Consider the following 13372-nt stretch of genomic DNA (forward strand, 5'->3'; position numbering starts at 1 on the left):
TCCGTCAGTAAATTTTGAAATTAAGTTAGTTTTTCAGTGGCCTCGGCGACAGCCTGAGGAGGCTCATCATACGCCCACGGAAAGCGAGTCATTCCCCTACGCCCTTAACTTTTTCATACATCTCTAAATTGGGTCTTCCACAATCCTGTAAGTTTGTTGGATAATCCTATTAACCATTTTAGCGAAATAATCATCGAAAAATGCGGTGTATTTCCCGGGCAATATTCGACGTATTTCCTATCCAGGAAAAGCTAATTCGACTAGGGACGTGCAAACATCGCCTTCATTTGCTTAATAGGCTGTCTAGAGCGTGCGTGGTCGTATTCCTGGAATGGACAACCACCCTCTTGTACCCGTGCAAGCATGTTGTCTATGGTGAACTGTTCTGGTGTTAAGCCTTCTTTCACTTCATCCCAGAATAACGGAGTGGCTACAGTCCCTTTATCGGTCGCTCTTGCAGAATAAGGAGCGATGATCGTTTTGCCTTCAGCATGCTGGACGTAATCTAAATACAAACGGCTGCCCCTTTTCTTTTTTAGACGTTCAATCGTAAAAAGGTCAGGTTTTTCTTTGATGAGTAACGAAACCAAAGATTCTGTGAAGTGACGGGTCTCCTCGTAAGACAGGCTTCCTTCTTCAATAGGAATATGAATTTGCATACCCTTATTCCCCGACGTTTTAATAAAGCTAATAACTCCCAACTCGTCTAACAGGTGTTTGAGAAGCTGCGCAGCCAGGATTGCCAGTGGAAATTTACTGCGGTCAGGCGGGTCTAAATCAAAGACAATTTCATCAGGGTCTTTTCCCCCTGCCTTTTGGAAAGGGACATGGAATTCAAGAGCTCCTTGATTTCCGATCCATAAAAGGGTACGAAGATTTGTGCAAGTAATAAAGGATTTCCCGGCTTCTACCCATTCTCCGACATAATCAGGAGCATAGTCCGGGAGATGTTTCTGAAAGAAAGACTCCTTATGAATCCCATCTGGATAACGAATGAGCGTCACTTTTTTTTCTCTAATGAAAGGCAGAAGATAAGGAGCTATATTTCTTAAGTACACCAAATATTCCTGCTTCGTTTTTTTCGGCCATAATTCTTTGGATGTGTGAGTGTACTCTACTTCAGAGGGGAAAAGAGATAAATCCCAGAGCAGCTTTTCTTTGGTACATTCTTCTGGCGAAAGGTCGAATCGAAAGTTTGCAAACATTGGTTCTCTCATCTCGCTTTTTGTTGCATGTAAACAATGGACATCTACGCATACGCTTGGTTCAAGCTGCCAAGATCCTTTTTTCTTTACTCCCTTTTGTTTGAAAAAAGTTTGTAGAGTCTTTTCTTCCTCGCTATCGAACCCATGTTTAAACGTACCGATGGCAAACGGTTCTCCTTCCTCCGTACCATTAATTTGAAAATAACCATTCTGTGGATTGAAAGAAGTAAGAAATCCTGAAACTGTTCTCCAGTTTTTATTTTTTATCCAATTTCTTGAGCTTTTCCCTGGAGTGTAGGGGCTATTTTTGGTTTTGGCGATCATTCCCTCTCCAAGGTGCGTATGGACGATGGATTGAATATCCTTAATATTTTTAAACTCTTGAACATAGCGGATTCTTTCCGTACCGAGTCGCTCGATTATTTCTTGTAGTTTTTGTTTGCGCATGGTGTAAGCTTCTTCTTGGTTGTTCACGAAGTCAAAGGCCATAAAGGTGGCTGGTCGGCGATTGGAATATTCTTCAATTTTAGTGTTTTTTCTAAGACGGCCTCTTTGTTGAAGAAGTGGAAAATTCGCTTGGAAAGGTGTGTTGAGGATAACCAATTCCCCATCGAGGGTGATGGGCAAAAAGGGTGGACGGATGGAAATAGACAAATTTGCTATCTCGGGGAAGCGGTCTGTTAAATTTTTTCCGTTACGACTTGTTAAAGAAATCCCATCTTCCGTCCAGGTTAGAATAACTCGGAAACCATCATATTTCACTTCATAAACCCACTCATCACCTTCCGGCAGATCCTCTGACATCGTTAATAGCATCGGTTCGATCATTCTGCCACCACCTCTTTTTTCTTTAGTTTGGAGCAGAGGAGGTGTTTTAATCATAAATTTCACTCGAACGTTAATGCTAAAGAAAAAGGAGTGGGATTCATGCATACCATGTGGAAAGGGACAATCAGTTTTGGACTAGTGAATATTCCGATAAAACTTCATGCAGCTACTGAAAATAAGGACATTAAGCTTAGGCAGCTTCATGAGGAGTGCAAATCCCCTATTCAGTACAAGAAACGATGCCCGGTCTGTGATCGAGAAGTAGAAAATGAAGAGATCGTCAAAGCTTATGAGTACGCGAAAAACAAATTCGCCGTCTTGGATGAGGAAGACCTTGAAACGTTAAAGAAAGAGCAAGAGGATAAAGCGGTAGAGATCCTTGATTTTGTGAAGCTGGAGGAAATTGATCCGATTTACTTTGAGAGAAGCTATTATATGTCACCTACAGAAGGTGGAACGAAAGCCTACGGTCTGTTACGACAGGCTCTTAAAGATACGTCTAAAATTGGTGTTGCAAAGATTATCATTCGATCAAAGGAACAGCTGGCAATTATACGGGTGTATGAGAATACGCTCCTGATGGAAACGATCCATTTTCCAGATGAAGTACGGCAAGTACAGAACGTTCCGAATGTCCCTGAAGAAATTGAATTAAGTAAAAAAGAACTGAGCACAGCCGTGACCTTAATCGATCAGTTGACGGAGGCGTTTGATCCAGAGAAATATAAAGATGAGTATCGAACAGCCTTGATGGATTTAATTGAAGCGAAACGGAATAACGAGGAAATTACAACGGCAAAAGAGAAGCCGAAGCCTGATAATGTGACAGATCTTATGGAAGCATTAGAGAAGTCGTTAGAAAAAACGAAAGGTACGAAGAAAAAGACAACCAAACGAAAAGCTACCTCTCGTACAAAGAAGAAAACCTCGTAAAAAAGGCTTAATAGCAAGGTTTTGTCGAAGGTTCCTTCTGTATTTATCATCAGAATTGTAGTATAATATACTATAGACTGATTATGGTTCGGAGGTTTTTTAATGAGCTTACGTACGGAAGAACAAGCGGAGCATTTGATGCATTCCGCCAAAGCTTCGATTGCAATTGAAGGACTTTGTTTGAATAAAAAGCAAGAACTTTTAGTGAAAAAATGCTTAACCGGTGCCATTACACATAAAGAATTCTTAAAGCGGGCTTTGGAATTGTCGCGTCATGCCTAACTCCAGGTATGGGAGTGGTTCCTCCCGCTATTGTTATGCCGGTACAAATGTATTTATAAATCATTATGAAATCAAGAATGATAAACAGCTACAATCAATGGAAACTATTCTTTCCACACAGCGTTTGTCAGAACTACAAGAAAAACCTGTTAAAGGGGAGTTCGACTTACGTCATCTTCAAAAAATCCATGAATATCTGTTCCGGGATTTATATCCTTTCGCGGGAGAAATCAGGACGGAAAATATTACGAAAGATGGCTTTTCCTTTGCTCAGGCAAGGTTTATTAGAGAAGCTGCTGAACCTTTATTTGAACAGCTGATAAAAGAGAATTGGGAGCAGATGGATCGTAACCGATTGGCTGTGAAACTCGCCTATTATATGGCGGAAATCAATGTCCTGCATCCCTTTAGGGAAGGGAACGGACGCAGCTTACGTGAATTCGCCCGCTGTATCAGTCTGGAAGCGGGCTATCACTTGGATTGGTCTGCCGTTCCTCATGAACAGGTTTTGCGCGCTAGTATTGAGTCTGTTCATGACGCTGGTGAGTTACAAGAAGTGATTGAGGCTTCATTAATTCGTATAAAACATTAACCTCTGGCCTTTTTTAAAGCTAGAGGTTTTATTTTGCCTAAAATAACAAGCATTTAGAGTCTCATGTTCTTATCTGTCGAAGGTATGTTCATGTTCCATTCTATACTTCTGCATCCCTTCTAACAGCGTTTGAACAAAATATGTAAAAAGCGTAGTGTTTTCCATGTTCGATAAATTGCACGAAAATCAAAGAGGAGGATCTTAATTTATGTGCGGATTATTCGTCTCAATGGGCGAGATCACAACCAAACAAATGGACGCGGTGCTGGAACTTCTATACCACCGTGGTCCAGATGAAGGGAAATCAGTGGTGACAGATCGCGTTCACTTGGGGCACCGTCGTCTCTCCATTATCGGACTTGATGACGGGATTCAGCCAATCCACAATCAAAGTCAGGACAAATGGATTGTCTGTAATGGAGAGATTTATAATTACGAAAGAATAAAAGCAAAGCTTGAGCTAGAAACGAAATTTATAACACAATCAGACAGCGAAGTAGCTTTGAAACTAATTGAAAAAAACGGAGCAGAAGCAATCGATCAGCTTGACGGGATGTTCGCCTTTTTTATTGCAGATGAAAAAAATGATTCATTTGTTGTAGCTCGTGACACCCTCGGTATAAAACCTCTTTATTACGGCTTGGATCAAAGCGGAAATTATGTATTTTCTTCTGAGCTTAAAGCGTTGGACAACTTTGTGGAAAAAGCAGAGGAATTTCCTCACGGGCACTACTTTACTCCTGAAGAAGGGTTTGTGTGTTATCGAAAGATTACGTCTCCAGAAAAGTTGTACAATCAAGATCAAATCGAAAAAGTGAATGAAAATATTCGTGAAACGATGAAGAGTGCCGTAAAGAAGCGCTTAATTGCTGACGTAGAAGTCGGGGTCTTATTGAGTGGTGGACTGGATAGCAGTCTAATTGCCGCTATTGCAAAGAAGCATCACAGTGGTAATTTCCCTCTAAAATCTTTCTGTGTGGGCGCAGAAGGAAGCGCAGACGTGATGAATGCAAGAAAAGTAGCAGAAGCTCTAGGCACAGAACATTATGAATACATTTATACAGAAAACGAGTTGGTTGAAGCCGTTTCTGATGTTATCTATCATCTGGAATCTTATGAACCTTCATTAGTTCGAAGTGCGATTCCAAACTATTTCGTATCAAAATTAGCATCAGAGCACGTAAAGGTTATTCTTTCTGGCGAGGGTGCTGATGAGCTGTTCGCTGGGTATGCTTATATGGAGAAGTACCAGAATACGGCTTCGCTTAATCAGGAAATCATTCGTATTTTAAATACACTGCATAATGTAAACCTTCAACGAGCAGACCGGATGAGCATGGCTCACTCCCTTGAGTTACGGGTCCCTTTCCTGGACCTTAACGTCGTAGAAAATGCATTGCAGATCCCTGCAGAGTTAAAAATCCATAAGAAGGATCGTATGGAGAAGTGGCTGCTGCGCAAAGCATTTGATGGAGAATTACCGGATGAGGTCCTATGGAGAAAGAAAGCAGAATTCTCAGAAGGAAGTGGAGCTCTTGATATATTGGATGATTATGCAGAAAACGTCATCAGCGACGAGGAATTCAATGCAATAAAAGAAAAAGCTTCCGTTGACCTCCGTTCTAAACAAGAAGCGTTTTACTATGAGATTTTCAAGAAGCATTTCCCAAGCGAAGGGATGCTTCAGAACGTTGGAAAATGGGCAACTGCATAAAGAATTGCTATGAAAAAGCCGATGGATCACCCATCGGCTTTTTCATATGTCTCTTTAAAGGTTGGTGGCTCATACACTATAATAGGAAATAATACCATTTAATTTCTGAATAATCAGAACAAAAGCTATGGACTCAAAGGAGGGTGCCCTATGCGTGATGGTTCATTTTCGTTCAGGGACGTCTGGAAAGCGAAGCAACGGCTGAATTCTATGGTCGAAACCACTCCGCTCATCTATTCAGAAGCATTATCTGGAAAGTTGAACAGCCATGTCTATTTAAAGCTGGAACACCTGCATCCGACGGGGTCTTTTAAACTCCGTGGCGCCGCTAATAAAATTATGTCTTTGTCAGAACATGAGAGAGAAAAGGGCGTGGCGACTTTTTCTACAGGGAACCATGGAATCGCTGTCGCGTATGTAGCTAAAAGGTTGAACATTCCCTGTGTGGTCTGTATTTCAAATCGAGTTCCTCTCGAAAAAGTCAATCGTCTTAAACGGTTAGAAGCTCGTGTAGAAGTCGTCGGCAGCAACCAAGATGACGCAGAAGCTTATTGTTACCAATTAGAGAAGGATGAAGGCATGTCCGTCGTTAAACCCTTTGATGACCTGGAAGTTATCGCTGGTCAGGGTACGATAGGGCTAGAGATCATGGAACAGCTTCCCGAGGTAGGAGAAGTCATCGTTCCTTTATCTGGAGGAGGATTACTGTCCGGTGTTGGTTTTTCACTAAAATCAATCGACTCATCTGTTCAAATTACCGGGGTCTCCATGGAGAAATCTGCTGTCATGTACGAAAGCTTAAAGCAAGGAAAACCCATTACTTTACAAGAGGAAGATACGCTCGCGGATAGTCTGCTTGGAGGTTTAGGTCCAGATAACCAATACACATTTGCTATGACAGGAGAATATATGGACGGGGCTGAGCTTGTGTCTGAGCAAGCCATAGCGGATGGAATTCTCTATCTGCTCGAACATCATAAAATGGCGGTAGAAGGGGCAGCTGCTTCAGGGGTTGGGCTGTTATTAGACAAAGGGAGACGAGCCCATGACAACATTGTTGTAATCATAAGCGGAAATAACATCGATCATCAGACCATTGAACAGTTGATGAACAAAAGATAGAGGGGGGGAAGCAGATGGGAGTGACAGTTGAAGACGTCATGAGTTTGCCTGTTTTAAAAAGTGCTAAAGTCCTGACAGAGGTTCAATCAAAACCTGTAGAATGGATTTCCGTGATCGAAACCCCGGTAGAGAACTTCGTGAGAATCCATGAATTTGTCCTCAGTACAGGAATTGGATGTGGAGAAGATATTGCTGCATTAGAGCAATATGTTCAGGATGTGATCCGGTCTGAAGCCTCTGCCCTCGCTTTTGCAACTGGGCGGCATATTTACAAGGTTCCGGACAGGATCATTCAATTGGCAAAAGACCATGATTTTGTACTTGTTGAAATCCCATGGGAAGTTCGTTTCGGTGATATTTTGCAAGAGGTATTCCGTTTAATTGCTCGTGAAAAGGAGACGGAACAGCAGCAAGCTGAGGCCATCAGACAAGAGTTAATCAATTGTGTACTAAATGGTAAAGGTCTTCAAGAGATTACGACGATAGTATATAACAATACACAAATTCCGATAGCTATCAGTGACCATAATAAGCAAATTCGTGCAAACCAAAAGTTTGACCGCTATTTCATCGATGTCCTTAATGGGAAAAGGAACGAGGAGTACCATCTCGTATCACCATTTCCATTCAGTGATCACCCTTTGTCGCATTATATTGAAAAGTACAAGGTCGGGAATGATTTCTGTTATCAACTGACCATTTTATCAAATTATAAAAAACAAGGATACCTGCTTTTTAAGCCGGAAAAGGATGAACAGCTGAATTGGATCGTGTTGACGATTTTAGAACATGCGCTCACTGCATGTGCGTTGTATTTTGTAAAAGAAAATGCCATTGAGATGACAGAAATAAGACTGAAGGATAACTTCCTGTTAGACTTAGCAAAAACGGATGTGGATATCGATAAAACACTTTTATCAAAAGCCCAGTTACTCGGTTATGATCTTGAGAAATCTTACATTTGTCTTGTGGGGGATATTCGCTTCAAAAAAACTATTGATGACCACATCGGATCAGACGACCATACTGTTCAGTCCTCATCCATGCATAGTAGAAATTACTATATCCAAAAAGAGGTGACTCATGCTGGAGATGTGTTAAAGCGGGATACGATGACGACGTTTGAAGAAGGGGAGGTTATCGTTTATCTAGAAGCCGATTCCAGTACGTATTCGGAAACTGCCAATCAATTTTTGGATCTAGTCGAACGCCGGTTGAATGAATTATTGGCAGGGATTACGATCAGCTGGGGGATTTCTTGTGCAAAAGAAAAGGAGTATTCGTTTCATCAAAGCTATGAGGAAGCAAAGGCTGCTTTAAAGATTGGACATCAGCAGCACGAAGATGGAGATCGCACGTTTTTCAGTGATACGAGGATGAACCGTCTACTCATGGCTTTGTCTCATGAAAAGGAAATCGAAAGTATCGTAGAAAATACATTGGAAAAATTGATTGAATATGACGAGAAACGCCAAACCGACTTGATTCATACGTTCATTGTCTATAACAAATACAATAGCAACGTTAGTCAGACGGCACGTTCTTTAAATTTGCACCGCCAATCGCTGTTGCATCGGTTAAGGAATATTGAACAGCTGACAGGGCTTTCCTTATTGGATGCGGATGATTTATTTTTGCTGGAGTTGAGTGTGCGGCTATGGATGTTGAAGAAAGTAGAAGAATAAGCGTTTCAGAACCCTGACGAAACGCTTATAAACGATTTATTTTGAATCAGGGACGAACTTTTCAACCTCACCGCTTTCTGTTCCGACTTTCGATAACTGAACAAGCCATTCGTCTGAGTCAATATCGAAGGAGAGCATTTTCACAGACAAAATGTCTTGAGTGGAAAGATCCGTAAGTGCATTGGAAAGAGCTTCGTCGGCTTCCAGATCAGCGCCTTCGACTTCACTCATTTCTAATACAACAACTTTGTCTGCATCAGCTTGTTCTGGATAAGATTCCTGCACTCCATCTTGGGTCCAAACTTCTACTTGCTTTCCAACCCAGGAATTACCTGAAATACCAGAGACCCACATGGCTCGAGGCTTGCCTTTAGTGTCTGGGTCAATCGTATCTACAACCAATATCCGGTCACCTTCTTGGCCCATTACATATCCAGTCATGTCAGGAGGAAGACTTTCTTTGGAATCGTCTTGGCTGGATGCATTTTTATTTTCCACGTTACTAACAGAACTTGAAGAGTCCGCAGAGCAGCTGACCAGTGTGAACAGACACACAATACTAATCATCCACCATCTTTTCAAAATGATCGCTCCTTCTTTTTATTATTCAATTGCGTTGATCAGACTTCGTGACATAAGCAGTCCGGCAACGGAAAGAAAGTTCATTTCATGGCGTTTATGGTCTGGTGCTGTTTAAGGTCAATTCACATAAAAACATGTGAAAAAAATTGCCATCTTTGTTATGCTGAATCTAACCAAGCGAATAAAATGATTTACTACTAGGGGAGCCTGAATGGGCTGAGAGGAAAGCAGTAAGCTTTCTGACTCTTATGAACCTGATCTGGTTAATACCAGCGGAGGGAAGTAGTTGGACATTATGTCTATTTACTATATACCCATTCAAAGTCAGGTCCTCACTAGGATCTGGCTTTTTTTATGGTTTTCCTCTAAAAACAGGAGGTGAAAACCATGAATAAAACAAGATTACTTACAACGATGGCCGTATTTGTTGCTATCGGTACGCTTGGGGCTCAAATGCTTTGGTTTCCCGCTGGGATTGCAAAAGCATATCCTGTACAACATGCGGTCAATGTCATGGCAGCCGTCATTCTTGGTCCGGTTCCTGCAGTTGTAATCGCCTTTACCATTGGGTTGTTGCGTGTTTTGTTGGGAATAGGTACGCTTCTTGCTTTTCCAGGAGGAATGATTGGCGCATTGCTGGCAGGCGTCTTTTACAAGTTTTCTAGAAAGAAAATCTTTGCGGTAGTAGGTGAGGTCATCGGTACGGGTGTTATAGGGGCGCTCTTTGCTGTTCCGTACGCCAAAGTATTGATGGGTAGTTCAGGTGGTGCATTTGCTTTTCTTCCATCTTTTCTTGTCAGCAGTATTGCGGGTGCGATGATTGGTTGGGTCGTCGTATCACGAGTCAGTCAGAAACATTTACTCTTACCATCATAATACACGGAATCTACTAGGGGCGCGAGTGTTCGCTGAGAAAAGGTAAACATCCTTTGTCCCTCAGAACCTGATCTGGTTAGTACCAGCGGAGGGAAGTAGTCAGTATCCACATTTTATTTCTCCCCACTAGTAGCTTCCGAAAAATAATAGGAGGCTTTGTTCCATGTCATTTACAGAAGTTTTACGAAAAGAAAATAACGATATTTATGAAGAAATTTTCTCGCATCCTTTCGTACAAGGGATTGGTGAAGGGAGTTTACCTCCGGAATCTATCGCTCATTATATTAAGGCCGATTATGAATATTTGAATGCATTCATGCACGTCTATGGTATGGCAATATCTAAATCCCACAAGCGGGAAGATATCCAGTTTTTTAATGATCAAGTGAACTTTGTGCTTCATAGTGAAGTCCATCCCCACCACAATTTTTGTGAGCATATCGGAGTGCGATATGAAGACTTGCAAGGGTTTCCGCTGCCTCCCACAGCGGACCACTATATTAAACATATGATCTATCACGCCAGCCAAGGTAGTTTAGGAGAAATTTTGGCTACCTTACTGCCCTGTCCTTGGACCTATCTTGAAATCGGAAAGTATTTAATGGAAAAGGTTCAGCCATCTTCAGACCACCCATTTTATCCTTGGATTAGTTTTTATGCTGACGGAGAAATGGCTGCATTGACGAATCATCTACGCTCGAGGTTAGATGCTCTAGCGGAAGAGGCTTCTGAATCTGAACAGCAGAAGATGAAGCAAGCTTTTCGTAAAAGCTGCCAGTTGGAATATTTGTTCTGGGAAATGTCGCTAAAGTGTGAAGAGTGGCCGCAAGCGGGGGTGACTACGAAATGACTCATGTCCCATGTGCATTAACAATAGCAGGTACGGATCCAAGTGGTGGAGCAGGGATTCAAGCTGATTTAAAGACTTTCCAGGAGTTAAAAAGTTACGGGATGTCCGTGATTACCTCTGTTGTCGCTCAAAATACGACGGGAGTGAAAATTGTCCACCATCTTCCTGTCGATATGCTGAGAGAACAACTTGAAGCTATTTCTTCCGATATGCCTGTACATGCGTTGAAAACGGGAATGATCGCCTCAAAAGATATGATGGGAATCATCGCAGAATGGATTTCAAAAATGGGTGCTCCCTACGTCATGGATCCAGTTATGGTAGCTCAAAGTGGTGACCCTTTAATTGAAAAAGAAGCGAGGAAGTTCTTGAAAGATCATCTCCTTCCAAATGCTTCCCTTATCACGCCAAATCTCCCTGAAGCGGAAGACTTGTTAGGAGGAAATGTTGAAACAACAGAGGATATGAAGCAAGCAGCCGAAGCCATCGTAGAGCGCCTTGGTGCTAGGGCTGCTCTCATAAAAGGCGGCCATTTCCATGGAGAAGCTATCGATTATTTATTCGATGGAGATCGAATCCATACGTTTCAAGCAAAACGGATTGATACCAAAAATACCCACGGCACAGGTTGTACTTATTCAGCTGCCATCACCGCTTATTTAAGCCAAGGGTATTCACTGGTTCGTGCCGTTGAATTGGCCAAGTATTATGTAACAGAAGCGGTCCGCCACTCTTTTGATCTCGGTCATGGGAGAGGTCCTACGAATCATTTTGCTGTTCGGGAGGAGGTCTTTAACAAATGGATGTAAGCATTATTAAGGAAGTAAGGCGTACGCAACCGTTGATTCACAATATCACGAATGCTGTCGTCATGAACTTTAGTGCCAATGGTTTACTAGCCTTTGGCGGTTCTCCAATCATGGCGAATGCTAAAGATGATGTGGCTGATGTGGCTTGGCTGTCAAAAGGACTCTTAATCAATATCGGAACACTGACCGATGGACAAGTAGAATCGATGGTGCGGGCTGGGAAAGCAGCTAATGAAGTGAATATTCCAGTTGTGCTCGACCCGGTCGGGGTGGCAGCTACTAAATTTCGTACCCAATCGTTTCAACATATTTTGAAGGAAGTAAGGCCTGCAGCAATTAAAGGAAATGAGGGAGAGCTTGGTCACCTTGTCGGTATTGAAGTAGAAACTAAAGGGGTCGAATCGATTGGGACAGGGAATGGCGAAGAAATTGCACGTAAGGTAGCTGAAAAATATAAGACTACAGCAGTTCTTACGGGGAAGGTAGATGTTATCTCTGATGGCTCTGAGATAGTGACAAACACTACAGGACATCCGATGCTTGCGAAAGTGACTGGAGCGGGGTGTCTGCTCGGATCAATTTTAGCAGCGACTCTGTCTGTCTCAGGATCTGTAATGGACAAATCCCTTGCTGCTCTTGAATTTTATGGATTAGCTGCTGAACGAGCCGCTGCAAACCCTACCGTTCATGGCCCTGGAACCTTTGTTCCCGCTTTTATCGATGCACTAGCGATGGAAGAGAGTAAACTGGAGGAATTTACACGATGAGTCTATCTAACAACCTAAGAAAATATCTCGTCATGGGTAGCCAGAATTGTAAGAGGGATCCTCAAGTCATCTTAAAAGAAGCGATTGAAGGTGGAATCACAGCTTTTCAATATCGGGAAAAGGGACCAGGATCATTAACAGGAAAAGAAAAACTGGAATTAGGTGCGAGGTTACGCGAGATATGTAAAGCTCATGATGTGCTGTTTTTCATTAATGATGACCTTGACCTTGCAGAACCCTTGAAAGCAGATGGCATCCATGTAGGGCAAGAAGACGAGCATGTTGAAAAGGTGCGGGAGTTGTTTCAAGATAAAATTATCGGGTTGTCCGTTTCCAATACTGCAGAGCTTCTCCAAAGCCCTATTGATAAAGTAGATTATTTAGGTGCAGGCCCAATCTTTTCTACACAAACGAAAAAGGATGCAAAACCAGTAACAGGGACGGAATGGGTAAAAGTTTTAAAACATTCTTTTCCTGATCTTCCTATAGTGGGTATTGGCGGGATCCATCCTGGAAATGCAGCGGCTGTTATTGAAAGTGGGGCATCGGGGGTTGCTGTAGTCTCGGCGATTACTCATTCTAAAGATATTAAAAAAGCCATTGCAGAATTATAACACTAGAGAGAAAAAGAGGGGGATGAATTAAATCCTTCTCTTTTTTCTTAGACTTATCTTTAATAAACAAATAGACGATAGAGGTTATTTAGCAAACTTGCAGTTATCTGGAAGACACGATTTCGAGATAAGCGTAGGTTCCGTCGCCGGTAGGTGGGAAAGGAGCGGTAGTCGAGTATTATGCAGCAGATATTACTCGCACCATTCCAGTTGATAGGATGTTCACGAATAGACAAAAAGAATTATGAAATTGTTCTGAAAGCACAGGAAAAAGCGTTCGAAAGCGAAATTCCTGGGATAACTATATTTGAGGTTGAGATGTGGTAATAGCTGTTTTAAAGTGAGGAACTTATGAAGGTTGGCCTGATAGATAACAAGGATCAGCGGAAACTAGTATCCACACATGTCTATCCACCATGTTGACTGGGGTGTAAATGATGTTACGGATTTTGACGTGCCCTGCATGCAGGGTGGTTATCAGTGTAGAGCCTGGGACTAATAAAAAAGAAGAAA

General features: G+C 42.1%; 13 protein-coding genes and 2 riboswitches. Of the genes, 11 read left to right on the forward strand and 2 right to left on the reverse strand.

The genetic code is table 11. The features are described from left to right. Positions 1-260: 260 nt before the first annotated feature. Positions 261-2033, reverse strand: coding sequence for a DNA ligase D (gene ligD / locus LD39_RS03850; protein ID WP_035543057.1), 1773 nt, complete (start codon positions 2031-2033; stop codon positions 261-263). 99 nt (positions 2034-2132) lie between these two features. On the opposite strand from ligD, the gene LD39_RS03855 reads away from it, so the two are divergent. The 6 genes from LD39_RS03855 (at position 2133) to LD39_RS03880 (ending at position 8361) form a co-directional block, all read left to right on the forward strand. Further along, on the forward strand, positions 2133-2966 hold the full coding sequence (locus LD39_RS03855) for a Ku protein (RefSeq protein WP_035543058.1): 834 nt from the start codon (positions 2133-2135) through the stop codon (positions 2964-2966). A gap of 102 nt (positions 2967-3068) precedes the next feature. Beyond that, a complete protein-coding gene (locus LD39_RS03860) occupies positions 3069-3248 on the forward strand; it encodes a hypothetical protein (RefSeq protein ID WP_035543059.1) in 180 nt (59 codons plus the stop codon). Continuing rightward, the gene (locus tag LD39_RS03865) at positions 3241-3840 is read left to right on the forward strand and encodes a Fic family protein (protein WP_035543061.1); all 600 of its coding nucleotides are present in this window, start codon (positions 3241-3243) and stop codon (positions 3838-3840) included. Before LD39_RS03860 ends, LD39_RS03865 begins: the two co-directional genes overlap by 8 nt. 208 nt (positions 3841-4048) lie before the next feature. After that, on the forward strand, positions 4049-5554 hold the full coding sequence (gene asnB, locus LD39_RS03870; protein WP_035543063.1) for an asparagine synthase B: 1506 nt from the start codon (positions 4049-4051) through the stop codon (positions 5552-5554). Positions 5555-5704: 150 nt separating this feature from the next. After that, positions 5705-6676: a pyridoxal-phosphate dependent enzyme gene (locus LD39_RS03875; protein ID WP_035543065.1), complete on the forward strand. Its 972-nt coding sequence runs from the start codon at positions 5705-5707 to the stop codon at positions 6674-6676. A 14-nt stretch (positions 6677-6690) separates the two neighbouring features. Next, positions 6691-8361, forward strand: a complete 1671-nt coding sequence (locus LD39_RS03880; RefSeq protein ID WP_035543067.1) for a PucR family transcriptional regulator — start codon at positions 6691-6693, stop codon at positions 8359-8361. A gap of 36 nt (positions 8362-8397) precedes the next feature. Here LD39_RS03880 and LD39_RS03885 read toward each other — a convergent pair whose 3' ends face one another. Further along, positions 8398-8943 carry a DUF3221 domain-containing protein gene (locus tag LD39_RS03885; RefSeq protein ID WP_156112560.1) on the reverse strand — a complete coding sequence of 182 codons (546 nt, stop codon included), beginning with the start codon at positions 8941-8943 and terminating at the stop codon, positions 8398-8400. Between the two features lie 189 nt (positions 8944-9132). Continuing rightward, a riboswitch (TPP riboswitch) is annotated at positions 9133-9241 on the forward strand. Positions 9242-9330: 89 nt separating this feature from the next. Between LD39_RS03885 and thiW the strand changes: the two genes are divergently transcribed. From thiW to thiE, 5 genes are all read left to right on the forward strand, one after another. After that, positions 9331-9819, forward strand: a complete 489-nt coding sequence (gene thiW, locus LD39_RS03895) for an energy coupling factor transporter S component ThiW (protein WP_035543073.1) — start codon at positions 9331-9333, stop codon at positions 9817-9819. Positions 9820-9824: 5 nt separating this feature from the next. Then, a riboswitch (TPP riboswitch) is annotated at positions 9825-9930 on the forward strand. Positions 9931-9982: 52 nt separating this feature from the next. Continuing rightward, complete coding sequence (gene tenA, locus LD39_RS03900; RefSeq protein ID WP_035543074.1) at positions 9983-10669, forward strand: thiaminase II; 687 nt, start codon at positions 9983-9985, stop codon at positions 10667-10669. Then, positions 10666-11478 carry a bifunctional hydroxymethylpyrimidine kinase/phosphomethylpyrimidine kinase gene (gene thiD, locus LD39_RS03905; protein WP_035543076.1) on the forward strand — a complete coding sequence of 271 codons (813 nt, stop codon included), beginning with the start codon at positions 10666-10668 and terminating at the stop codon, positions 11476-11478. The genes tenA and thiD overlap by 4 nt, the downstream gene beginning before the upstream one ends. After that, the gene (thiM, locus tag LD39_RS03910; RefSeq protein WP_035543078.1) at positions 11469-12245 is read left to right on the forward strand and encodes a hydroxyethylthiazole kinase; all 777 of its coding nucleotides are present in this window, start codon (positions 11469-11471) and stop codon (positions 12243-12245) included. Before thiD ends, thiM begins: the two co-directional genes overlap by 10 nt. Continuing rightward, on the forward strand, positions 12242-12859 hold the full coding sequence (thiE, locus tag LD39_RS03915) for a thiamine phosphate synthase (protein WP_035543080.1): 618 nt from the start codon (positions 12242-12244) through the stop codon (positions 12857-12859). The genes thiM and thiE overlap by 4 nt, the downstream gene beginning before the upstream one ends. Positions 12860-13372 lie beyond the last annotated feature (513 nt).

This window comes from Halobacillus sp. BBL2006, from assembly GCF_000786645.1.
GTDB lineage: Bacteria > Bacillota > Bacilli > Bacillales > Halobacillaceae > Halobacillus.